This window comes from Sphingomonas kyeonggiensis, assembly GCF_014204495.1.
Classification (GTDB): Bacteria; Pseudomonadota; Alphaproteobacteria; order Sphingomonadales; family Sphingomonadaceae; genus Sphingomonas; species Sphingomonas kyeonggiensis_A.
On the sequence record NZ_JACHLN010000002.1, the window covers coordinates 415587 to 438576 of the forward strand.

A 22990-nucleotide genomic window follows, 5' to 3' on the forward strand; every position below is an offset into this window, starting at 1 on the left:
GTGGCCGACCACGCCGTCTCCTCCGATCCGCACGTCCAGCGCCAGCTCGACCGGCTGACCGCGCTCTCGCCGGGTGCCGATATTCTCGGGCTCGACCGGATCACCCGGCTGCTCGAGCGCGTCGGCAGCCCGCAGCTTGCACTGCCGCCGGTGCTCCACGTCGCCGGCACCAACGGCAAGGGCTCGACCTGTGCCTTCCTGCGCGGTGCGATCGAGGCTTCGGGCATGCGCGCGCATGTCTATTCGAGCCCGCATCTCGTCCGCTTCAACGAGCGTATCCGCCTGTCGGGCGAGCTGATCGCCGATGCGATCCTGGCGCCGTTGCTGGAGGAAGTGCTCGACGCGGGCGGCGATATCGGCGCGAGCTTCTTCGAAGTGACCACCGCCGCCGCCTTCCTCGCCTTTGCCCGGGTGCCGGCGGATGCGCTGATCCTCGAAGTTGGCCTGGGCGGGCGGCTCGATGCGACCAATGTGATCGATCAGCCGGCAGTGACCGGCATCGCCCAGCTCGGCATCGACCACCAGTTCTTCCTCGGCGACACGCTGGAGAAGATCGCGGCGGAGAAGGCCGGTATCGCCAAGCCCGGCGTGCCGCTGGTGACGATGCGCTATGCCCCGCATATCGCCGAGATCGTCGCCGCTGCCGGCGCGCCGGTGTTCGCGCAAGGGACCGCCTGGGACTTCGAGACGCGCGATGACCGGCTCGTCTACCGCGATACCCGCGGGGAGGTGGAAACACCCCTTCCCGCCATGGCCGGGCCGCACCAGCCCGCCAACCTCTCGCTCGCCATCGCGATGTTGCGCCACCAGCAGGCGTTGGACGTACCGGACGCCGCCTTCGCCGCCACGGCGAGCGGCACACGCTGGCCCGCGCGCATGCAGAAGCTCGGCGACGGCCCCCTCCTCCACCTCTTGCCCCCGGGCAGCGAGCTGTGGCTCGACGGCGGGCACAATGAAGCCGCCGCCGCCGCGGTGAGTGCCACGCTCGCCCAGGTCGCGCAGGGCCGCCCGGTGCAGCTCGTGCTCGGCATGCTCGCCAACAAGGATGCGCAGGGCCTGCTCGCGCCCTTCGCGAAGCTGGCTTCCGGGCTGCACGCGGTACCGGTGCCCGGCCATGAGCACCACGCCCCCGCCCGGCTCGCCGAAGTCGCGCAGGCGCTCGGCATCCCCCATGCCTCGGTCGCGCCCGACGTGCCCCGCGCGCTCACCGCGATCGCCCGCGAGGGTGGTGCACCGCTCGTGCTGGTGCTCGGCTCGCTCTACCTCGCCGGCACCGTGCTCGCGGCGAACGAGGAGCTGCCCAGCTGATCCTGCTCCCGGTTTTCGCCGGGGAACGGTTCAGCAAACACGACCAGTCGCATCCCGCATTCTTTGCTAATGCGATTGACTATCAATAGCGGATGCGCAAGATTTCCGGTCATAGTGATCGGAGTCCCCATGACCGTCAGCGCAACCCTCACCGCCCTGCCCGAACTCCAGCCCGAGGATCCCGGCGCGCGGCTGCTGCTGTTCGGCGTCCGCCAGATGGGCGCGCACGGCATCCATGACGCCTGCACCGCGCATGCCTTCGTCACCGCCTTCGGCAAGAGCTTCCAGCGCCCGCTGGTGCTGCTGCGCGCGCTGATGCAGGAGATGTCGGCGCTCTCCGCCGGGCCGATCCAGATCGCGCCCTGGTGCTGCGCCCGGATGACCGGCGCGGAAGCCGCGCTGCTCCAGGTGCTCGGCCGCGTCCGCACCCAGCCCCAGCTCTCCGCGGTGCTGCTCGCCGACATGCTCGGCGTGCGCGACGCCACCGGCGTGCTGATCACCGCCCATGCACTCGCCAACAGCTTCGCCGACATGGGGCTGGCGCTCGACGCCGAGGACTAGCTTGTACCGATTTCAAAAGGCCGTGCTGGCCTGGCTGTTCGCCGGCAAGTCGCGCCGGGCTAGAACACGTCCGGCGGCAGCTGGATCGCCTCCAGCTTCCACGCCATCCCCCGCATCCGGAACTGCAGTGCCGCCCCGTCGCTCCGGGTCAGCTCGAAGCGATTGAGCGAGATCCGGTGGTAGCGCATCTCGTTCGCCTTGAGCTTGATCGTCCCCGGGCGCTCGGTCTCGGCCAGCGGCGCGGCGGCGAAGATGAAGCGCATCCCCTCGGGCGAGACCGCGGCATCGACCACCGTATCGCCGATCCCCGAGCGCACCAGCGCGCCCAGCACGCCGCCGCCCTCGCCCGGCAGATGCGCGGCGATCTGGTTCTTCACGCTGCCGCGCACCGCGTCGAAATCGACATGGCTGGCCAGCGCATCGATATCCCGCGCCTCGGCCGCCCGCTTCATCTGCCACAGCGTGTAATAGGGCGAACCCCATAGCCAGCCGCCCGCGCCGAGCACGGCCACCACCAGCAGGACGAGGATCCAGCGCTTCCTCACGCGGTCACGCCTCGCGAGCGCAGCCCGGCCAGCGTCTCGGTCGCCCAGCGATACATGTCCGCTTCCGCCGCGCGTTGCTGGCGATCCATCCGCTTCATCCGTTTCTCGACCTCTTCAAGCACCACCAGCGCCTTGCGATCCCAGCCCTGGTCGATCAGCAGCGCGGCATAGCGGCAGCGCGCTTCCTCGCCCGGCATGCGGGTGACGATATCGGCATAGACGTCCAGCGCCTCGTCCTTGCGGTCCAGGTGCTCGAGGATCTTGGCGCGCAGCAGCGCCTGGCGATCGCGTTCGCTCTGGCCCATCGGCGCGGGCACCTCGTCGAGCAGCGCCAATGCCTCCGCGCCCTTGCCGACCTCGTACAGCGTGTTGGCAAGCTTGCCCTGCGTCCGCACGTCGGGATCGCCCACCGTCATCCGCAGGGACTCGCGATAGAGCGGCTCGGCCTCGTCATGCCGGCCCAGCGCGGCCAGCGCATCGGCGACGCGCAGCCGGTTGCCGGCGGTGTCGGCGAGGTCGAGCGCGCTCCGGGCGGCGCGCAGCTCGCGCTCGGGATCGAGCGCGGCCACCGCCTTGGCCCGCGCGGTGCGGACATGCCGGTTCTGCCCCAGGCCGGGGAGGATCTCGACGAAGAAATAGGCGATGGCGCTGACCACGGGCAGGAAGATCAACGCGGTAACCCATAGCGGGTTTCCGCCCCGCCGCATCAGGTGGACGATGCACGCCACCTGCAGCGCGATTACGAGGAGATAGGGCATCAGGAGGCCTTCGCTTCCCCGCCTTCGCCTTCGGTGCCTGCCGTGCCGATCGAGCGGTCGACAAGGCCCGTGCGCATCATCCACCAGTAGATGAACACGCCCGGCAGCGCGATCAGCGTGGTCAGCAGGTAGAAGTTCACATAGCCCATCGCCTCGATCAGGCTGCCCGCCGTCGTGCCGGTCAGGAAGCGGCCGAGGATGCTCGCGCCCGCCGAGATCAGCGCATATTGCGCGGCGGTGAAACGCAGGTCGGTAAGCGCCGAGAAATAGGCGATGACGACCACGCCACCAAAGCCGCTGGCGATGTTCTCGAAGCCGATCGCGCCGGCCATGCCCAGGTTGGAATGGCCCGCCGCCGCGAGCGCCGCGAAGCTCAGGTTCGAGATCGCCATCAGCACCAGGCTGAGCAGCACCGAACGCTTCATCCCCATCCGCGCATAGAGCATGCCGCCGATGAACACGCCGATCATATAGGCGAAGAAGCCCAGCGCCACGTCGTAGAAGGCGATCTCGTCATTGGTGAAGCCGAGATCGTCGAACAGCAGGCGGAAGGTCAGGTTCGCCAGCGTGTCGCCGATCTTGTGGACCAGGATGAAGATCAGCACGATCCACGCGCCCTGGCGCTGGAAGAACTCGACGAACGGTCCCCAGATCGACTTGAGCACGGTCGCCAGGCCCTTGCGTTCGGCGGGCGGGCGGTGGCGCTCGGGTTCGCCGAGGATCAGGCCGGCGATGATCGCGGGCAATGCGAACAGCGCGCAGACCAGATAGGCCGCTTCCCAGCCGAACCGCGCCGCGACGACCAGCGCGACCGCGCCGGCACCGGCGGAGCCGATCCGCCAGCCATATTGCGACATGCCCGAGCCATAGCCGAGCTGGCGCGGCTCGAGGATCTCGATCCGGTAGCCGTCGATGACGATGTCATAGGTCGCGCCGGCCAGGCCGACGAGCACCGCGGCGGTCACCATCGGCCAGATATTGTTCGGATCGGCCTGGGTGAACGCCATGTTGGCGACGGCGGCGACCACCAGGATGCCGGCGACGATCAGCCAGGACACGCGCTGCCCCAGCCGGCCGAGGATCGGCAGCTTCACGCCGTCGATGATCCAGGCCCAGAGGAACTTCAGGTTGTAGACCAGGATGGCGAGCGCGAACGCCGTGATCGTCGCCTTGTCGATCCCGTCCTGCTTCAGCCGGCTGGTCAGCGTCGCGCCGATCATCGCGAAGGGGAAGCCCGAGCTCAGCCCCAGCGCGAAGGAGGCGAGCGGTGCATTCTCGAAATAGGGGCGCACGCCCTCGGGCAGGTCGGCGCGCCAGTCCTCGGGGGCTGCCTTGCGCCCGGCGAAGAAGGCCGCGAGCAGGGCGACAAGGGCCAGCCAATAGCCGATCGCGGGCTGGATCGCGCTCGTCGCCAGCGCCTTGGGCGGGGAGAAGGCGGCGAACAGCACCGCCAGGATCACCAGCAGGCCACCCACCGCGGCGCCGCCGACCATCAGGCTCGCGCCGCCACGCTGGCGCCATACGAAGCTCAGCACCAGGCTGGCGACCACGACCAGCATGCCGAGCACGAAGGTCATCGACGGCTTGAACGCATCCACGCCGAGCAGGAAGTCATAGCCATGCACCGCCAGCGGCGCCGAACCCGGCGTCGCCACGGTCAGCCAGGGCAAGGCGAGCAGCGCCAAGGCCACCGCCAATGCCAGCTGCGCCGCCGGATAAGTCCATTGCGGCCGCTTCACCTGCTCCATTCCTTCTTGCCCCCACGTACTTCCGGCGCGAAACTAGCCAAAAATACCAGGAAGGCCATAGGGAGGAATGCCATGAATGCGCCGACCGAGGGGCAATTGGCGCTGGCCGGAGCGCTGGCGCGGGGTGGATCGAAGGGCGAAGGCGAAATCGCCCATGTCGCGGCCTCGGTCTATACCAGCCCGGAACGCTTCGCCGACGAACAGGCCTGTATCTTCTCGCGGGTCCCGCTGGTCATCGCGCCCTCCGCGCTGCTGCCCGAAGCGAACATGGCGATCCCGCATGACGGCTTCGGCAAGCCGCTGCTCATCACCCGCGACAAGGCGGGCCAGGCGCATGTCTTCCTCAACGTCTGCCGGCACCGCGGCACCAGGCTGGTAGAGGGCTGCGATGCGGTAAAGGGCGGTCGCCTGGTCTGCCCTTATCATGCCTGGACCTATAATTTTGACGGGCGGCTGATCGGCCTGCCCCGCCCCGATACCTTTCCCGGCCTCGACAAGGGCGAGTACGGCCTCAGGCGCCTGCCCACGCACGAGGCCGGCGGGCTGATCTGGTTCTCCTTCGCCGAGGACGCCGATTTCGCCGAGGCCGACCTGCTCGCCCGCGACTTCGAGGCGTTCGACCTGTCCGCCCAGCATCTGTTCCGCCGGCGCACCCACAGCGTCAACGCCAACTGGAAGCTGATCATGGACGCCTTTCTCGAGGCGTACCACGTCCAGCGCCTCCACGCCGCGACGATCGCGCCCTTCTTCCAGGATGGCGTGTCGACCGCCGACACGATCGGCGCGCATCAGCGTTCGGCGGTCGGGCGCGAGGCAGCGCTGGCGGCGCTCTCCTCCAGCGACTGGGCGACGCTGCGCGCGGCGATCACCTACACTTACCAGATGTTCCCTGGCACGGTGCTGGTGGTCAGCCCCGACTACATCAACCTCATGGTGCTCATGCCCCAGTCCGAAGGCCGGGTGCTGGTCGAGGATTTCATGCTAATCCCCGAGCTGCCCAGCACCGAAAAGGCTCTCGCCCATTGGGAGAAGAGCTGGGAGCTGCTCGACGGCGGCGTCTTCGCATCGGAGGATTTCCGTGCCTGCGAACTCGGCCAGCAGGGCCTGTCCTCGGGGGCGGTCGAACGGGTCACTCTGGGCACGCTCGAGCTGGGCATCCGGCACTTCCACGATGCGGTTAATGCACATCTCCGGTAGAGCCCTGAGGGTAATTCCTCTGTATATCCTCCGTTCCCGCGCGGGCGTACCTAAATTGGGTATTCGAGAGGATCATCCCATGCCGCTTCCGCTGCCACCCCGCGAGTTCCTGGACGTCAACGAGGAAGACCGCCTGCCGCGCGGCACCGGCCTGATGATTGCCTTCGGTATCGGCGCGGTGAGCTGGGCGATCATCGTCGCGGCCGCACTGGTGCTGCTGCGCCACTGAGCTCCAATTCGGGCTCGGCCGCCTAAGCCGGGCTCAGGAACAGGCTGAAACTGCCCGGCAGCCGCCGCGGCGCCTTTGCTCCCTCCAGCACCGCCTCGATCGCATCGATCGCCGCCAGCAGGTCCCGCTGCGGATAGGGCTTGGCCAGGCATCCAGCCGCCAGCACCTTGGCTTCCTCGGGGAAGCTTCCCGTCACGAACAGCACCGGAAGGCCCCGCCCCTGCGCGGCGCGCGCGACTTCGATGCCGCTGCCATCGGCCAGCCGCACATCTGCGAGCACCAGGTCGAGATCCTTGTCCGCCGCGAGCACGCGGAGCGCCTCGGCCACGGTATCGACCGTCGCGGCAACCGCGAAACCCTCACCGCTCAGGAAATGCTCGGTATCGAATGCGAGCAGCGGTTCGTCCTCCACCACCAGGAGTCGCGCAATCCGCCGCTTTTTCCGTCCGAACAACATGCCGCCTGAAGCCCGCCAAGTCTCTGAACCCACTGCGCTAACGCGCGAATCCCTTTCGAGGGCGCAATAATTTTTGAAGCGACCGCGACAATCGCTATATCGCCCCTGTGTCTCCATCCAATCCCAAAGAAGCGCAGCGCATCGCGAAGCTGCTGGCCCGTGCAGGAATCGCGTCCCGTCGCGATATCGAGCGCATGATCACCGACGGGCGAATCGCCCTGGACGGCAAGGTGCTCGATACGCCGGCCACGCTGCTGACCTCGCTGCGCGGCGTCACCGTCGACGGCAAGCCCGTCGCCGCGCCCGCTCCCGCCCGCCTGTTCCGCTATCACAAGCCCGCCGGCCTGCTCACCACCGAGCGCGACCCCAAGGGCCGCCCGACCATCTATGACAATCTCCCCGAGGGGCTGCCCCGGGTGATGCCGGTCGGCCGACTCGACCTCAGCACCGAGGGGCTGCTGCTGCTCACCACAGATGGCGAGCTCAAGCGCGAGCTGGAACTGCCCGCTACCGGTGTCGAGCGCAGCTACCGCGCCCGCGCCTATGGCAACGTCACCCAGGCCCAGCTCGAATCGCTGATGCTCGGCGTCGAGATCGAGGGCATCCGCTATGGCTCGATCAACGCCAATATCGAGCGGCGCACCGGCGCCAATGTCTGGATCGAGATGACCCTGACCGAGGGCAAGAACCGCGAAGTGCGCCGTGTGCTCGAATATCTCGGGCTCGAGGTGAACCGGCTGATCCGCACCCGCTACGGCCCCTTCTACCTTGGCGACATGCCTCCGGGCGATGTCGACGAGATCCGCAAGGCCGATCTCATCACCTTCCGCACCGTGATGTCCAAGCCCGGCGGCGGCAAGGCGGCCTCGAACCTGCAGTTCGCGGTGCGCTCGCGCGTCGTCGAGCCGGCGCCGCGCCCCAAGCCGGTGCCGACCGGCGGCGTCGAGCCGGAGGGGCGCCGCAAGGTCGCCAAGCCGGTGGCGGCGCCGAAGAAGCCGGTATTCACCGCACGCATCACGCCTGAGGCGAAGCGCGGCGACGAGGCCCAGGAGCGTCCGCGTGCGCCCGGCAAGCCCGGCTTCGCTCCGCGTGGCGACCGCGCCGAGCAGCGGCCGCGGGGCCCGGGCAAGCCGGGTTTCGCCCGCAATCGCGACGAGGCTCCCGGCGAGCGGTCGCGCGGTCCCGGCAAGCCCGGCCCGCGCAAGCCGCGCGAGGAAGCGCCGGCCAATCCGGCTCGCGCCGCCCGCGCGCGTGCGCACCGCGAGGCGCGTGAGCCGCAGACCGGTGATTTCGTCGATCGGCCCAAGGGGCCGCGTCGCCCGGATCGCGGGCCTGCCGGCGGTCGTGGGAAACCGGGCAAGCCCGCCCGCCCGCCAAGGACGCGCAAGTAATGCGGATCATCGCCGGAGAATGGCGCGGCCGCCCGCTCGTCGCGCCCAAGGGGGACACCACCCGCCCCACTGCCGACCGTTCGCGCGAGGCCTTGTTCTCGATGCTCGCCAGCCGCCTCGGCAGCTTCGAGGAACTCGCGGTTGCGGACCTGTTTGCGGGTTCGGGCGCCCTGGGTCTCGAATCCCTCTCCCGCGGCGCGGCGACCTGTCTTTTCGTCGAGCAGGACAAGGCAGCGCTCGATGCCTTGCGCGCCAATATCGCCAAGCTGGGCGCCAAGGGTGCCGAGGTGCGCGCCGGGTCGGTGATGGCGCTTGGCCCGGCGCGGGCGCCGCTCGACCTGATCCTGATGGACCCGCCCTATGGCACCGGCGCGGGCAGCGTCGCGCTCGACAAGCTCGGCCGTCTCGGCTGGGCCGGCCCGGCCACCTGGATCAGCATCGAAACGGCGAAGGACGAAGTGCCCGATATCGCGGGCTTCACCGTCGATGTCAGCCGCACCCACGGCAAGGCGCGGCTCACCTTGCTGCGGATGGCCTGACCGCTCATCTCCACCGTTCCCCGGCCTTTGCCGGGGAACTGACGAGCCGACTTCCTACAGTGCCTGGACCGCGACTCGCCAAAGTACACAAAGTACAGGCCAAGATGCGGTTTTAGTGCCGCTCGATCACCCCAATTCGAGGCTGGCGTCGCGTGCCGCGCAATATGATTGCGTGCGCGTGATCCTATTTTCGCCAACCGCGTCAAAGAGCAGCCGGCCCGAAGGCTGGCTGCGCGAGCCCAGCAGGCTAAATCCTACATTGCAAGCCGGCGCTTCTGCACGAGCAGCAGCCCGACCAGGCTCAGCATCCCGGCCCCGGCGAGATAATAGCCGACCAGTTCCAACCCGCCCTGCTGGACCAGCCAGGCCGCGATCAGCGGGGTGAGGCCGCCGCCGAGGATGCCGCCCAGGTTGAAGGTCACCGACACGCCGGTATAGCGCACGCGCGCCGGGAACAGGCTCGGCAGCCAGGCGCCGAGCGGGCCATAGACGAACCCCATCACGAACAGCGCGAAGGCGAGCCAGATCGCGACGCTGGGCAGCGAGTCCGGCCCGAGCATGAGGGTCATCGTCAGACCCACCGGCACGGTGAACAGGCAGCCTAGCATCAGCACGCTGTTGGCGGTGCGCTTGTCCGCGCTGATCCCGGCGACGGCGATGCCCGCAGCCATGAACAGGATGGCGATCAGCTCGATCCCCAGGAACGTCTCGCGGTCATAGCCGAGCGTCTTGGTGCCGTAGCCGATGATGAACACGGTCGAGATGTAGAACAGCGCGAAGCAGGCGATCGTGCCTACGGTGCCGGCGAAAGCGGCGAGCGCGCTGGTGCGGAACAGCTCGCCGATCGGCACGGCGGGCGGCGCTTCCTTCTCGGTCGCCGCGACATATTCGGGCGTCTCGGTGATCTTGAGGCGTACCCACAGGCCGAGGAATACCAGTACCGCGCTCGCCAGGAACGGCAGGCGCCAGCCCCATTCGCGGAAGGTCGCCTCGTCCATCAACGCGCCCAGCACCAGGAAGAAGCCATTGGCGAAGATGAAGCCCACCGGCGCGCCCATCGGCGGGAAGCTGCCATAGCGGTTCGCCCAGCCCGGCGGCGCGTTCTCCACCGCAAGCAGGCTGGCCCCGCCCCATTCGCCACCGAGCCCGAGCCCCTGGCCGAAGCGCAGCAGGCACAGCAGGATCGGTGCGGTGACGCCGACCAGCGCATAGCCGGGCAGGAAGCCGATCAGCACGGTCGAGATGCCCATCAGCATCAGTGAGGCGACCAGCGTCGACTTGCGGCCCAGCCGGTCGCCGAAATGACCGAACAGCACCCCGCCGAGCGGTCGCGCGAAGAAGGCGACCGAGAAGCTGGCATAGCTGGCGAGCTGGGCGATCCAGGGCTCGCTGGCGGGAAAGAACAGGTCGGGGAACACCAGCGCCGCCGCGGTCGCATAGATGTAGAAATCGTAGAATTCGACCGAGGTGCCCACCAGGCTGGCGAACAGGATGCGGCGGTGCGATGCGGCGGCTTTGGTCATGCCCTCTCCCCTTTGATCCTCTCCTTGGATCGATTGACCGCAAAGGGGAAGCCCGTTCATCGGCCGGACAGTTTCGCCCGCGTACCGGAAAATCCTCAGCGACCGGAAGTCAGGGAGACGGGCGATGCGCGAATCGGCAGGCAGGCGGCTGGCTTATGCCACGCTGTTCGCAATCCTGGCCGGGCTGCTCGTCGCCTTCTGGAACCCGATCGAGCATTTCAAGGCGGATCTGCGGGCTGATGGCCAGGGATTCAAGTTCAGCATCGAGCTGGCGAGCCATTTGCTCGAACTGGGCGCAAAACGGCTTTAAGCAACACCGACATTAGAAACCCCATGTCCAACTGTTCCCCGGCGAAGGCCGGGGCCCGGTTTCGGCGTATCTGGACAGGGCGGGCAAACCTCTCGAGCGACATTGCAACTGGGCCCCGGCCTTCCCGGGGAACAGGGAGGTTGCACATCGGCGAGCCTTATCCTCTTCGCCGCGATAAGGGGATGGCGATAGGCTCGCAGAAAATCGAGAGGACAATATGCGCATCACCGGCCTGGCGGCATTCGCCCCGCTCCTCCTCGCTTCCGCTGCCCCGGCACCGCATTACGCCGTCGTCCATGGCTGGCCGAGCCTGCCCGAGGGGCGCGTGCTCGGTCCCTGTTCGGGCGTCGCGGTGACCAGCAAGGGCGAAGTGCTGGTCCTCCACCGGGGCAATCGCGGTACCGATGCCAAGGGGCTGGTGCCGGTGAAGGAGCCGGTGGTCGAAGTGTTCGACGCGGTGACCGGCAAGCTCAAGCGCGAATGGGGCGCCGGGCTGTTCGTCGTGCCGCATGGGATCAGCGTGGGCCCCGGCGATCATGTCTGGATCACCGATACCGGTACCAGCCAGGTCTTCGAGTTCGCCCCCGACGGCACCTTGCTCCGCACGCTGGGCGAGCGGGGTGTGCCGGGTGCGGATGCAACGCATTTCGATCGCCCCACCGATGTCGCGCCGATGGCGGACGGGAGCTTCTACATCGCGGACGGCTATGGCAATTCGCGCGTCGCGCGGTTCGCCGCTGATGGGAAGCTGCTGTTCCAATGGGGCACGCGCGGTACCGGGACGGGCCAGTTCAATATCCCGCATGCACTGGCAGTGGATCGATCGGGCCGCGTCTATGTCGCCGACCGGGTGAACGACCGCGTCCAGGTCTTCGACCCCAGGGGCCGCTATCTAACCGAATGGAAGTCGCCGGCGATCGGCCGCCCCTTCGGCCTGGCGCTGCTTCCCGGCAACCGGATGGCGATACTCGACGGGGGATCGAACCCGGACAAGGTGCCCGATCATGACGGCGTGACGATCGCCGGTCTCGATGGCCGTCAGGTCGAGCATTTCGGGCGGATGGGCAACCAGGACGGCCAGTTCTGGATCGCCCATGACATCGCCGCGGACCGGGCCGGCAATATCTATGTCGTCGATATCGCCGGCCAGCGCGTGCAGAAGTTCGCGCGGCGTTGAGGCTTAGAGCCCCAGCACCTTCACGCCGTTGAGCATCGCCCAGTAGAGGCAGCCCGAGAGCGCCATCGCCGCAGGCAGGGTGAGCAGCCAGGCGAGCGCCAGGTTGCGCACCGTGCGGCCCTGCAGGCCCGCGCCGCTTGCCACCGATGCGCCGGCGACGCCCGAGGACAGGATGTGCGTGGTCGACACCGGCAGGCCGAAGCGATCGGCCGCCAGGATCGTGCCGGCCGCGACCAGCTCGGCCGAGGCGCCCATCGCATAGGTCATGTGCTGCTTGCCGATCTTCTCGCCGACGGTGACGACGATCCGCTTCCAGCCGATCATCGTGCCGAGGCCGAGCGCGAGCGCGACGACGATCTTCACCCAGAGCGGGATGAAGCGCGTGCCGGCTTCCAGCTTCTTCTGATAGTCGCCCAGCGCGGTCAGCTCCTCGGCCTTGTAGCCCTCGGGCTTCTTGGTCGCGAGCTTGGTGGTGTCGAGCACCAGGTACATGTCGTTGCGGACATTGCCGGTGGCTTCCGCCGGCACCTTGCTCAGCGCGCCATAGCCCTGGACGCGGCCGGTAAGGTCCTTCGACAGGCCCTCGAGCGCGGCGAACACCTCGGGCGTCTCGGCCTTGCGCTGCTGGAGCGCGGTGGTGAGCACGGTGCGGGCCTGGGCCGGCGCCATGTCCGGCAGGCCGCCGCTGCGCGCGTCGAACACGGCCTCGGCGATATTGGCGGTCTGGACATAGGCGGGCGTGGCGCTCGCCGACTGGGTGCGGTTGAGCGCATAGGCGGTGGGCGCACAGCCGATCAGGATCAGCATGATCAGGCCCATGCCCTTCTGGCCGTCGTTCGAGCCGTGGCTGAACGAGACCGCGGTGCAGGTGAAGATCAGCGCGCTGCGGATGCCGATCGGCGGCGCGGTGTTCGGCATCGGCGAGGTGTAGAGCTTCTGGTTGCGCAGGAAGACGCGCATCACCAGCAGCAGCGCGATCGCGGCGAAGAAGCCGATCAGCGGCGCCATCCACAGGCCGGTGAGGATCTTGGTCGCCTGGCTCCAGTCGACACCCGCGGTGCCGCCGCGCGAGCCGGCGTTGATCAGCTGGTTGGCGAAGCCGACGCCGAGCACCGAGCCGATCAGCGTGTGCGACGACGAGTTGGGCAGGCCGATATACCAGGTGCCGAGGTTCCACAGCACTGCCGCGAGCAGCAGCGCGAAGATCATCGCGAACCCGCCCGAGGATCCCACGTTGAGGATCAGCTCGACCGGCAGCAGCGTGATGATCGAATAGGCGACCGCGCCCGACGACAGCATCACGCCCAGGAAGTTCCAGAAGCCCGACCAGACGACGGCGAAATGGGCAGGCATCGAATTGGTGTAGATCACCGTCGCGACGGCGTTGGCGGTATCGTGGAAGCCGTTCACGAACTCGAAGCCGAGCGCGATCAGCAGCGCCAGGCCGAGGAAGAGGAACACGCCGGTGGCCAGCTCCTCCCCTACCCCCTTGGTGTCGGTCAAAACGCTCCAGCCGGCAAAGGCCAGCCCGCCCACCATGATCGCCGCGAACAGCAATTTGGCGAGGGGATGCGTCTTGTAGTCGAATCGGGGGCCGGGCTGCGGTTGGTCAACCGGTGCGGCTTGGTCCAGAGCGAGTGATGCCATGATGTGCGCGCCTCTGGCCGGAGGGTGTGACAGCCATATGACAAACGCATGACAGGGCCATGGATCGGCTGTTTTGCGTCATTTCGGCACGCGATCATGGGCACGCGCGGCCGGGGGCGGATTAGCACCGAAAGGGGCCCAACTCACTTTGCCAAAACCCGCGCGGCGTCGGACAACCGGAGCGCCTGATGTTGGCAAGGAGACAAGAATGAAGGAACTTTCATTGCTCGCCGCCTGTGCAACGCTTGCCCTGATGGGCTCCGCGATGCTTCCCTCTTCGCAAGCCATGGCGCAGACCAATCCGAACTGCCTGCCTGAGCTGACCCCGGACGCGCCGCCGCCGAACCCCGAGGATAATTGCGACGAGGTCGGCAATCCCGAGGAAGGCGGCACCGACAATCCGCCGCCCCCGCCGCCGATTCCGCCCAGTGCCTTCGCACGGGTCGACGCGGTCGCGCTCCGCGAGATCTACGTCTAGATCCGCTCCTGGCGAGACGGTTGGGCGGGATCGCGCAACCGTCTCCATCCGCCGCCGTCAGCGCGGCGTGTCCATCAGGTTCAGAAGCGCAGCTGCATATAGGCCTTGGGCCCTGGCTTGATCCCGCGATTGCCGCCCGGCGCGCTCATGAAGCCCCGCCCGCGCAGCCGCCGCAGCCAGGCGAAGCCCAGCTCGACCTTGTCCGACGCCTCGAAGCTCAGCCGCGCGCCGGCATAATGGCGGGCATCGCGCACCATGCCGCGATCCGCGTCGAAGCGCGGCGTCTGCGCCACGGCGCTCAGCCCCAGCCAGGTGTGCCCCAGCACTTCCTTCTGCACGGAGAAGCCATAAGAGGCCTTGGTCTCGTCCGCCCGCCAGGCTTCGCTCGGCTCGCGCACTGTCGCGCTGGTCCGCAGCCACAGGCCGGAGACATGCTCCTCGTTCTTCACCCGGATTTCCGGCCGTAGTACCAGATAGGCGGTCTGCGCCGCCGCAATCGCCTGAGCACATGCCGGCGCACAGGCGAAAACCGCCCCCGCCGCCACAATCAGACCCGCCCCCCGAATCATCATTATCCCAGCTCCCCAGCTGCGGGATTTGGCCGCCAACCGATGGTTGACGGCAATTAGGTATTATTGCGGGTTTGTTGCAGGCGCTAGTGCATTGTTGCGACTGTATTTCCGATGCCTGTGCATAACTGCTCCCGCGCGCGGAGCTTGCGGCCGCCCAAAGCGTTCCCTAGTTGTTCGCCATGACCCTGCCCGTAGAGACCGACAACAACGCCCCCTATCTGAGCGGCCTGAACCCGCCCCAGCGCGAGGCGGTGCTCACCTCCGAGGGGCCGGTGCTCGTCCTCGCCGGTGCCGGCACGGGCAAGACCGCGGCGCTCACCGCCCGCCTCGCCCATCTGCTCTGGACGCGCCGTGCCTTCCCGTCCGAGATCCTGGCGGTCACCTTCACCAACAAGGCGGCGCGCGAGATGAAGGAGCGCGTCGGGCGCCTGGTCGGCGCCGCGGTCGAGGGCATGCCCTGGCTCGGCACCTTCCATGCGATCGGCGCCAAGATGCTGCGCCGCCATGCCGAGCTGGTCGGGCTGCAATCGAACTTCACCATCCTCGACACCGACGACCAGCTGCGCCTGATCAAGCAGCTGATCCTCGCCGCCGATCTGGACGAGAAGCGCTGGCCCGCCCGCCAGCTCGCCGGGCTGATCGACGAATGGAAGAACAAGGGCCTGACGCCCGCCGAGATCGGTGCCGGCGAGTCCGAGCGCTATGGGGGTGGCCGCGGCGCCGCGCTCTACTTTCTTTACCAGGAGCGGCTGAAGGCGCTCAACGCCTGCGACTTCGGCGACCTGCTGCTCCACATGCTGGTGATCCTAAGGACCCACCGCGATGTGCTGGAAAGCTATCAGCAGCGCTTCCGCTACATCCTGGTCGACGAGTACCAGGACACCAACGCCGTCCAGTATCTCTGGCTGCGGCTGCTCGCCCAGGAGCGCAAGAACATCTGCTGCGTCGGCGACGACGACCAGTCGATCTATTCCTGGCGTGGCGCGCTGGTCGAGAACATCCTGAAGTTCGAGAAGGACTTCCCCGGCGCCAAGGTGATCAAGCTTGAGCAGAATTACCGCTCGACCCCGCACATCCTCGCGGCGGCCAGTGGCGTGATCGCCAACAATAGCGGCCGCCTCGGCAAGACCTTGTGGACCGACAAGGACGAGGGCGAGAAGGTCAAGGTGCTCGGCGTATGGGACGGGCCCGAGGAAGCGCGGCGCGTCGGCGAGGAGATGGAAGGCCTCAACCGCGGCGGCAAGTCGTTCGACGACATGGCGATCCTCGTCCGCGCCCAGCACCAGACCCGCGAGTTCGAAGACCGGTTCATCGCGATCGGCCTGCCCCACCGCATCCTGGGCGGCCAGCGCTTCTACGAGCGCATGGAGATCCGCGACGCCGTCGCCTATCTCCGCGTCATCGCCCAGCCGGCCGACGACCTCGCCTTCGAGCGCATCGTCAACACGCCCAAGCGCGGCTTGGGCGACAAGGCGCTGGCGAAGGTCCACCAATATGCCCGCGCGGCGCAGGTGCCGCTCACCGTGGCGGCGGCACGCATCCTCGACACCGACGAGCTGACGCCCCAGGCCCGCCGCGCGCTCGGCAATCTGGTCGGCGACATGGCGCGCTGGCGCAGCATGGGCAACGACCTTCAGCACCCGGACCTCGCCCGCATCGTCCTGGACGAGAGTGGCTATACCGCGATGTGGCAGGCCGACCGCACCGCCGAGGCCGCAGGCCGCCTCGAGAACCTCAACGAGCTCGTCCGCGCGATGGAGGAGTATGAGACGCTTGGCGCCTTCCTCGAGCACGTCTCGCTCGTCATGGACAACGAGACCAATGCCGACGAGCCCAAGGTGACGATCATGACGATCCACGCCGCCAAGGGCCTGGAGTTCGACACCGTGTTCCTGGTCGGCTGGGAAGAGGGCATCTTCCCCTCGCAGCGCGCGCTCGACGAAGGCGGCCTGGCGTCGCTGGAGGAGGAACGCCGCCTGGCCTATGTCGCGATCACCCGCGCGCGGCGGAAGGCCTTCATTCTCCACGCTGCCAATCGCCGCATCTACGGCCAGTGGAACTCGTCGATCCCGAGCCGCTTCGTCGCCGAGCTGCCCGAGGCGCATATCGACAGCGAAAGCACGATGACCGGCGGTGCGAGCCTGTGGCAGGCGAACTGGAGCGAACGCAGCGACCCCTTCGCCGACGTCTCGCGCGGGACCGGCCGAGGACCTGGCTGGCAGCGCGCCGCGGGCGTCGACATGAAGAACCCCGGCGGCGCCTTCACTTCCCGCACCTTCAGCCGCGAGCCGGCCCGCGTGGTGGAGAGCCGCGCCTCGGCGGTGAGCTTCGGCGCCAAGGCCCGCGACGACCTGTCGCTGGGCATGCGCGTGTTCCACCAGAAGTTCGGCTATGGCGTGATCGCCGAGATCGAAGGCAACAAGCTGGAGATCGATTTCGAGCAGGCCGGGCGGAAGCGGGTTATGGATAGTTTTGTGACGGTGGGGTGAGTTCTACGCCATCTCAGCTCTGCCTCTTCTCACTCTAGCAACCATTTCAGCTAAACGTTCCGCGATTTCTTCGGTGGAAAGATCAGCGGTTCTAAGAGCGAGCGTACCCGAGAGCGTTGGAGCGTACTTTGCGATCTCATCTCGAGTAAGCTTGTGCCAAATGGGCAATATTCTTCCCGTTCCAGAAACTTCTTTTTCCAAGAGTGCGTCCAGTTCAATCTGAGGCCATTCCTTCTTAAAGAAATTCTCAGATAGTACGACAACACCAAAATAAGATCCCGAGAGGCCACGATCGATGGATCTTCGAAGTTTATCGCCCCAACTCAGCGAAAACTCATCGTACCATACCCGCAGCCCCTTCGATCTGGCTTGCTCGGCAAGGGAGGCAACAAAATCAGTCTTGTCCTCAGAGGCGTGCGAGATGAAGACGTCATATGTTTCGGCCTCGCCTTCAGCTACCAATCGCCCTATCGGTACACCGGTGGCAATCTTTTCGGCGAGCTGATTCTCCAATTCCTGAATCCGACGCTCCGCTTCTCTTTGTCTCTTTTGATCCTGCGAAAATTGCTTTTGCCTATTCTCCAAATCTGATTTGAGAATACGCTGCTGAAGGTTCGAAGCTTCCTCCGTCTTTCTTGCTAACTTTTGGGTATAATCCGCCCGCCTCTCGCGGGCCTTCTGCGCATCAGCCATGTATCTTTCAGCGGCGGAAAGATACGACTTGGCGGAGGAGATGCTGGTAGCCCGAGAGGCCTGACCCTGTGCTTGCAGACCCCTCTTAGTGAGGTCCGCTTCTCGCTTAGATTCGTCAGCTATTTTACGATGAAGGTCAGCAATTTCTCGATTGATGCTGTTAAGCCGACTCTGATCAAATGATGACATGTCGCCCTCACAATTTAGCTCCGCCGAATATCATGTTCCCAATATGTACTCAACCCAAGGTTGCTCATCTTCTCTAGGTTTGATATAGTCACCAACCTAGTCAGGAGCCCGCAGCTGCCATGGAACGCATCAACCTTGCCGACGCTAAGGCGCGCCTCAGCGAGATCGTCGATCGGGTCGAGGCGGGTGAGAGCATCGAGATCGTCCGGCGCGGCAAGCCCGCTGCGCGGCTCGTGCCACCCCTGCCTGAGAAGAAGCCCGTCGATGTAGCGGCGCTCCGGGTTGCTGCCAGCAAAGTCCCCTATCAGCATGAGAGCGGGACCGAGGTGATCCGCAAGATGCGCGACAGCGGTTACTGATGTTCTACCTGGACGCTTCCGCCGCCGTCGCCGCGATTGCGCAGGAGACGCATAGCGAAGCGATCTGGGGGTGGCTCGGTGAGCATGCCGCCGAACCGATCCTGTGCAGCGGCTGGACCGCAACCGAAGTTGCCAGCGCGCTTTCGATCAAGGTCCGCACCGGCGCCTATACGATGGAAGACCGGGTTACCGCCTGGAACAACTGGCGGCGCTTCCGGCAGGACAATCTCGCGGAAATCTCCGTCGCGCCTGACCATTTCGAAACCGCCGCGCGCTTCCTTGACCGCCCTGATCTCGGCCTGCGCGCGGGAGATGCGCTTCATATCGCCATTGCCGAGAGTGCCGGATTGCGGCTCGTTACGTTCGACACCCGCATGGCCGACGCCGCCCTGCAGCTCGGAATCCCCGTCGAGCGGATCTAAAAACCCTTCCAATGTAGGAAATCGTCTGATCTACCCTCGTAGATGGACGACACTCTCGACAATCCGCCTGATGACGGGCCCAGCCGGCTCGACTTCATTCCCGTACCGCTGGCCAATGTTCGCCATGACGGCTGGACGGAGCAGCGACAGCGCGACTTCGTCAAGGCTCTCCTCGCGATGGGCTCGGTGCGTCACGCCTGCCGCGCCGTCGGCAAGACCCGGCAATCGGCGTACAAGCTTCGCGATCGGCCCGGGGCCGAAAGCTTCGCCGAAGCCTGGGATGTCGCGCTCTCGATGGGCTATTGCGATGCCTTCGATCGCGCGCTCGAACGCGCGACGGTCGGCATCACGACGCCGCGCTTTTACAAGGGCAAGCAGGTCGGCACGCGTCATCGGATCGATTGGCGCCTTGCCATGGCAGCGCTCAACGGCATGCCGCCCGTCCCTCCGCAACTGCGCAAGAATGTTACGAGATGAAGAGCGTTTGCGGGAACTATGTCAACTTCTCGCGGCCCGCACGACACCAATGTGTATTACACAATCATTACACCCTTGACGCATGCCGCGCTACAAATGTAGCCTCGCAGGCGAAAGGGATCAAACCATGCAGCACAACGCCACCCGACCCCGTCTCAACCGCCGTCAGCTCCTCGCGCTGATGCCTGCTACCGCCGGCGCCGCGCTCCTGCCCTCGCTCGCCCGTGCCACGACCTCCGCCGATCCGGTGCAGGCGCTGGTCGACGAATTCGTGAAGAGCGGCAAGGCGCCCAGCGTGTCGGTCGCGGTGATCCGGGACGGGCGCACCCGCTTTCACAATGCCGGCATCGCCAATCGCGCCACCGGTGCGCCGGCCAGCGAGCATATGGTCTATGAGATCGGCTCGATCTCCAAGACCTTCACTTCGCTGATCCTAGCCCATGCGATCCGCGAGGGCCGGGCCAGTCTCGACGACGATGTCCGCAAATATCTTCCGGCGGGCTATGACAATCTGGTGCGCGACGGCCGCCCGGTGCGGCTGGCGGACATGGTCACCACCACTTCCGCTTTGCCCGACAATGTGCCCGACTGGATGGCCCGCTTCAGCAAGCTACCGCCGAACGAGCTGGCCTTCGCGGTGGCGAAGCTGCTCGACGGCTATGACCAGCCGCAGTTCCTCGCCGATCTCAAGGGCGCGCTGCTGGTCGATGTGCCCGGGCACCTGCCGCGCCACAGCAATGTCGCCTCGCAGCTCCAGGGCGTGGTCGCCGAGCGGATCTATGGCGCTCCCTATGACGCGCTGCTCGCCCGCTTCGTCGAGAAGCCGCTGGGCATGCGCGCCGGCGGGGCGTCGGTGCCCCCCGCGCTGTTCGCCATCGGCTATGCGACGGACGGCACCGAGCGGCCGACGCTGGCGATGCCGGTGATCCGTGCGGCGGGCGGGCTCCATTATTCGGCGGCGGACATGGCGCGCTATCTCGCGGGCCAGATCGCCGCGACCGATCCCGCCATCGCCCTCACCCACCAGCCCCTGTTCGGCGCGGCCGATGCCGCGCGGATCGGCTTCCACTGGGTGATCGGCAAGACGGCGGACAGCCAGACCTATCTGCGCCATTCCGGGGGCACGCTCGGCTTCTCCAGCTATTGCGACTTCTATCCCGCCCAGCGCTACGGCGTGGTCGTGCTCGCCAACAGCTCCGGCGCGCAGAGCACCGCGCAGGGGCTTGCCGATGCGATCCATGCAGCGCTTTTCGGCGCACCCAAGGGGCTGGTGGCGCTCGAGGCCGCGCTCGAGAAGAGCGACTATGCCGATGTGCCCGGCACGATCGCGTTGACAAAGGCCCGCTTCCCGGAGCTGCACCTCAACGAGGATTTCGTGAACGCCTGGGGCTATCGCCTGCTGCGCGACAAGCGCCCGGCGGCGGCGCGGGGCATCTTCGCCTGGAACGTGTCGGCCTATCCCGACAGCTGGAACGCGCATGACAGCCTGGCGGAAGCGCTGGCCGAGGCGGGCGACAAGCCGGGCGCGATCGCGGAATATCGCCGCTCGCTCGAGCTCAATCCGGGCAACGACAATGGCAGGGAGGTGCTGGAGAAGCTGCAGAAACAGCCCTGAGGCGGTGGGCCAGGCGATCTGTGTTCCCCGGCGAAAGCCGGGCCCCCGGCTTTCGCCGGGGAACCAAGGGGGAGTAAAGCCGGTGCGGCGCTAGACCTCGATCCCGTTCCACTCGGTGGTGGTGTGGAAGGCGGGGAGCGCCAGCCCCTCCCCCGTCTTGGCGACGAGGTTGTGGCCCTGCTGCTGCAGCCCGGCCTCGCCGAGCACCTTGGGAGAGACCCGGTGCCGGGTAGTGAGCGCGCCGTTGCTGTCCTCGACCAGCGGCTGCTCGAACTCGATGCCCTGCTGGTGCTGCAGGGCGCGGCGGACGATGGCGACGACCATCTGGCCCTCGCCAAGGTCGACGACGAACTGGGTGCCCTCCGGCACGTCGACGATACCCTCGATCAGTGCGCCCGAGGCGGAGACGTTCTTGAGAACGGCGGGATAGTAGTGATTGTCGTGGATCACGCCGACCTTGCGGAAGGTGGTGTGGCGGATGTGGCGCTGGCGGGCGGGCCCCTGGGGCTTGAGTACCCACTTGCCGTTCTCGAGGTGCTTGTCGAGGTCGGCGGCGGACACAGCGCCGCTATAGAGGAAGCCCTGGATATGGCTGACGTTGAGGCGGCGCATGGTCTCGAGCTGGTCGAAGCTCTCGATGCCCTCGGCCGTGGTCTCCATGCCCAGCGCATTGGCCAGCGCGACGATGGCGGCGATGATCGCCTGGTTGCGGGCGCCTTCCTCGGTGGTGCCGCGGACGAAGCTCTGGTCGATCTTGATCTTGTCGAACGGCGCGCTCTTCAGATAGCCGAGCGAGGAATAACCGGTACCGAAATCGTCGAGCGCCAGCCGGACGCCGAGCCGCTTGAGCGCGGCGAAGCGGGCGTCGGTCTCGGCGGTTTCGCCGAGGAACACGCTTTCGGTGATCTCCAGCTCGAGCCGCTCGGCCTTGAGCCCGGAATTGGCGAGCGCGCTCATCACGATGGCGGGCAGCGCCTCGCTGGCGAACTGGATCGGCGAGACGTTGACCGCGACGCGCAGCTCGCCGGGCCATTTGGCGGCGTCCATGCAGGCCTGGCGCAAGGTCCATTCGCCGAGCTGCGGGATCAGGTTGGCATCCTCGGCGATCGGAATGAAGATCGCCGGCGAGATCCGGCCGCGCTTGGGGTGGTTCCAGCGCAGCAGCGCCTCGAAGCCGGTGACGTCCTCGCTGCCGGCGCTGAGGATCGGCTGGTAGTGCACCGCGAGCTCGCCATTGGAGAGCGCGTCGATAAGGTCCTGCTCGAGCTGGCGGCGATCCTCGGCGACCTGGAGCAGGTCGGACGAAAAGAAGCGTGCCCGACCGCGCCCGCCCCCCTTGGCGGCATAGAGCGCGAGGTCGGCATTGCGGACCAGCTCGTCGCTGGTGCTGGCGTCGAACGGGCTCACCGCGATGCCGATCGAGGCACCGATCAGGCAGCGGCTGCCGTTGATCGTGTAGGGGTGGGACAGCGACTCGATGATGCGGTTGGCGAGATCGGAGATGCCGACCCGGTTATGCGCATCGGGCAGGATCACCTGGAACTCGTCGCCGCCCATCCGGGCGATCTGCTCGGGATTGCCGACGATGGTCGCAAGCCGCTCGGCGACCTGCTTGAGCAGCGCGTCGCCCACTGGATGGCCAAGGCTGTCGTTGATCGCCTTGAATCGGTCGAGGTCGATCAGCATCAGGGCACAGGCGCGCTCCTGGCTGCGGAAGGCGGCGATGGTGCTGTCGAGCAAATTGCCCATCCGGCGCCGGTTGGGCAGGCCGGTGAGCGGATCGTACATGGCGAGCCGGATGCTCTCGCGGGTGGCGCGCTGTTCCTTGGTCACATCGACGCCGTGGCCGAGATAGCCGGAGAATCCCCCGCGGCTGTCACGGGCCGGCTGGCCGGAAAGCGCCCACCAGCGCTCCTCGCCGACAATGTCGACCAGCAGCGGGATCGCGTCGAAACGGGCCTGGCGGGCCATCTGGAAGGGCATGGTGCGACGGCGCTCGGCGTCCGCTTCGTCGTTCGGGTTCTTGAACAGCGACACCAGATCCTGGCCGATCAGCGCATCGCCGGTCTGGCCAAGCGAACGCGCGGCGCCCTCGCTGATATAGGTGATCCGGCCTTCGGCATCGGTTGCCCAGAACCAGCCGAGGTTCATGGCCTCGTAGTTGCGGAACAGGCGGAGATGTTCGGCGGCCAGCGGGTCCGGGCCATTCCGGCGCATGAACGGGATGGCCGTGCCGTTCCCGATCGCCCTCGCCGTCCCGACACCCGTACCGCTCATTCCGCCTCGCCCGAGATTTACACCAATCC

23 protein-coding genes are annotated in these 22990 nt (G+C 66.9%); 14 read left to right on the top strand and 9 right to left on the bottom strand.

All coding sequences use genetic code 11. The annotated features are described in order from the left end of the window. Complete coding sequence (locus tag HNP52_RS09600) at window positions 1–1308, top strand: folylpolyglutamate synthase/dihydrofolate synthase family protein (RefSeq protein WP_184166050.1); 1308 nt, start codon at window positions 1–3, stop codon at window positions 1306–1308. Window positions 1309–1437: 129 nt separating this feature from the next. Next, window positions 1438–1869: a DUF6628 family protein gene (locus tag HNP52_RS09605; protein WP_184166053.1), complete on the top strand. Its 432-nt coding sequence runs from the start codon at window positions 1438–1440 to the stop codon at window positions 1867–1869. 59 nt (window positions 1870–1928) lie between these two features. Here HNP52_RS09605 and HNP52_RS09610 read toward each other — a convergent pair whose 3' ends face one another. From HNP52_RS09610 to HNP52_RS09620, 3 genes are read right to left on the bottom strand one after another with little or no spacing between them, the layout of a single operon-like run. Then, window positions 1929–2414 carry a DUF2939 domain-containing protein gene (locus HNP52_RS09610; RefSeq protein ID WP_184166056.1) on the bottom strand — a complete coding sequence of 162 codons (486 nt, stop codon included), beginning with the start codon at window positions 2412–2414 and terminating at the stop codon, window positions 1929–1931. Next, the gene (locus HNP52_RS09615) at window positions 2411–3172 is read right to left on the bottom strand and encodes a tetratricopeptide repeat protein (RefSeq protein WP_184166058.1); all 762 of its coding nucleotides are present in this window, start codon (window positions 3170–3172) and stop codon (window positions 2411–2413) included. Before HNP52_RS09615 ends, HNP52_RS09610 begins: the two co-directional genes overlap by 4 nt. Beyond that, complete coding sequence (locus HNP52_RS09620; protein WP_260396109.1) at window positions 3172–4476, bottom strand: AmpG family muropeptide MFS transporter; 1305 nt, start codon at window positions 4474–4476, stop codon at window positions 3172–3174. The genes HNP52_RS09615 and HNP52_RS09620 overlap by 1 nt, the downstream gene beginning before the upstream one ends. Before the next feature lie 516 nt (window positions 4477–4992). Between HNP52_RS09620 and HNP52_RS09625 the strand changes: the two genes are divergently transcribed. Further along, window positions 4993–6117, top strand: coding sequence for an aromatic ring-hydroxylating dioxygenase subunit alpha (locus HNP52_RS09625; protein WP_184166061.1), 1125 nt, complete (start codon window positions 4993–4995; stop codon window positions 6115–6117). Window positions 6118–6196: 79 nt separating this feature from the next. Then, on the top strand, window positions 6197–6346 hold the full coding sequence (locus tag HNP52_RS09630) for a hypothetical protein (RefSeq protein ID WP_184166063.1): 150 nt from the start codon (window positions 6197–6199) through the stop codon (window positions 6344–6346). Window positions 6347–6368: 22 nt separating this feature from the next. Here HNP52_RS09630 and HNP52_RS09635 read toward each other — a convergent pair whose 3' ends face one another. Continuing rightward, on the bottom strand, window positions 6369–6803 hold the full coding sequence (locus HNP52_RS09635; protein WP_184166066.1) for a response regulator: 435 nt from the start codon (window positions 6801–6803) through the stop codon (window positions 6369–6371). Between the two features lie 107 nt (window positions 6804–6910). On the opposite strand from HNP52_RS09635, the gene HNP52_RS09640 reads away from it, so the two are divergent. Together HNP52_RS09640 and rsmD are read left to right on the top strand one after the other, a co-directional pair. Next, window positions 6911–8194 carry a pseudouridine synthase gene (locus HNP52_RS09640; RefSeq protein ID WP_311768437.1) on the top strand — a complete coding sequence of 428 codons (1284 nt, stop codon included), beginning with the start codon at window positions 6911–6913 and terminating at the stop codon, window positions 8192–8194. Further along, window positions 8194–8733, top strand: coding sequence for a 16S rRNA (guanine(966)-N(2))-methyltransferase RsmD (rsmD, locus tag HNP52_RS09645; RefSeq protein ID WP_184166069.1), 540 nt, complete (start codon window positions 8194–8196; stop codon window positions 8731–8733). Before HNP52_RS09640 ends, rsmD begins: the two co-directional genes overlap by 1 nt. Before the next feature lie 254 nt (window positions 8734–8987). On the opposite strand, the gene HNP52_RS09650 is transcribed toward rsmD, so the two are convergent. Then, window positions 8988–10256, bottom strand: a complete 1269-nt coding sequence (locus HNP52_RS09650; RefSeq protein ID WP_184166072.1) for an MFS transporter — start codon at window positions 10254–10256, stop codon at window positions 8988–8990. A gap of 124 nt (window positions 10257–10380) precedes the next feature. On the opposite strand from HNP52_RS09650, the gene HNP52_RS09655 reads away from it, so the two are divergent. Then, window positions 10381–10566: a hypothetical protein gene (locus tag HNP52_RS09655; protein WP_184166075.1), complete on the top strand. Its 186-nt coding sequence runs from the start codon at window positions 10381–10383 to the stop codon at window positions 10564–10566. A gap of 217 nt (window positions 10567–10783) precedes the next feature. Continuing rightward, on the top strand, window positions 10784–11743 hold the full coding sequence (locus HNP52_RS09660; protein WP_184166078.1) for a peptidyl-alpha-hydroxyglycine alpha-amidating lyase family protein: 960 nt from the start codon (window positions 10784–10786) through the stop codon (window positions 11741–11743). 3 nt (window positions 11744–11746) lie between these two features. On the opposite strand, the gene HNP52_RS09665 is transcribed toward HNP52_RS09660, so the two are convergent. Then, window positions 11747–13390 (bottom strand): inorganic phosphate transporter, encoded by a 1644-nt coding sequence (locus HNP52_RS09665; protein WP_184166081.1) that lies wholly within the window; start codon window positions 13388–13390, stop codon window positions 11747–11749. A 208-nt stretch (window positions 13391–13598) separates the two neighbouring features. Here HNP52_RS09665 and HNP52_RS09670 point away from each other — a divergent pair, with 208 nt between their 5' ends. Further along, entirely contained in the window at window positions 13599–13868 is a 270-nt protein-coding gene (locus HNP52_RS09670) for a hypothetical protein (RefSeq protein ID WP_184166084.1), read from the top strand. An 80-nt stretch (window positions 13869–13948) separates the two neighbouring features. Here HNP52_RS09670 and HNP52_RS09675 read toward each other — a convergent pair whose 3' ends face one another. Then, window positions 13949–14440, bottom strand: coding sequence for a hypothetical protein (locus tag HNP52_RS09675; RefSeq protein WP_184166086.1), 492 nt, complete (start codon window positions 14438–14440; stop codon window positions 13949–13951). Between the two features lie 179 nt (window positions 14441–14619). Between HNP52_RS09675 and HNP52_RS09680 the strand changes: the two genes are divergently transcribed. Continuing rightward, entirely contained in the window at window positions 14620–16929 is a 2310-nt protein-coding gene (locus HNP52_RS09680) for an ATP-dependent helicase (protein ID WP_184166089.1), read from the top strand. Between the two features lie 3 nt (window positions 16930–16932). Here HNP52_RS09680 and HNP52_RS09685 read toward each other — a convergent pair whose 3' ends face one another. Next, window positions 16933–17622 (bottom strand): toll/interleukin-1 receptor domain-containing protein, encoded by a 690-nt coding sequence (locus HNP52_RS09685; protein ID WP_184166092.1) that lies wholly within the window; start codon window positions 17620–17622, stop codon window positions 16933–16935. A gap of 308 nt (window positions 17623–17930) precedes the next feature. Here HNP52_RS09685 and HNP52_RS09690 point away from each other — a divergent pair, with 308 nt between their 5' ends. The 4 genes from HNP52_RS09690 (at window position 17931) to HNP52_RS09705 (ending at window position 20684) form a co-directional block, all read left to right on the top strand. Next, window positions 17931–18170, top strand: coding sequence for a type II toxin-antitoxin system Phd/YefM family antitoxin (locus tag HNP52_RS09690; protein ID WP_184166095.1), 240 nt, complete (start codon window positions 17931–17933; stop codon window positions 18168–18170). Then, on the top strand, window positions 18170–18592 hold the full coding sequence (locus tag HNP52_RS09695; protein ID WP_184166098.1) for a type II toxin-antitoxin system VapC family toxin: 423 nt from the start codon (window positions 18170–18172) through the stop codon (window positions 18590–18592). Before HNP52_RS09690 ends, HNP52_RS09695 begins: the two co-directional genes overlap by 1 nt. Window positions 18593–18634: 42 nt before the next feature. Next, a complete protein-coding gene (locus HNP52_RS09700) occupies window positions 18635–19069 on the top strand; it encodes a hypothetical protein (protein ID WP_184166101.1) in 435 nt (144 codons plus the stop codon). 127 nt (window positions 19070–19196) lie between these two features. Continuing rightward, window positions 19197–20684, top strand: coding sequence for a serine hydrolase domain-containing protein (locus HNP52_RS09705; RefSeq protein WP_184166104.1), 1488 nt, complete (start codon window positions 19197–19199; stop codon window positions 20682–20684). Between the two features lie 90 nt (window positions 20685–20774). On the opposite strand, the gene HNP52_RS09710 is transcribed toward HNP52_RS09705, so the two are convergent. Continuing rightward, on the bottom strand, window positions 20775–22961 hold the full coding sequence (locus tag HNP52_RS09710) for a bifunctional diguanylate cyclase/phosphodiesterase (protein WP_184166107.1): 2187 nt from the start codon (window positions 22959–22961) through the stop codon (window positions 20775–20777). Window positions 22962–22990: the final 29 nt, after the last annotated feature.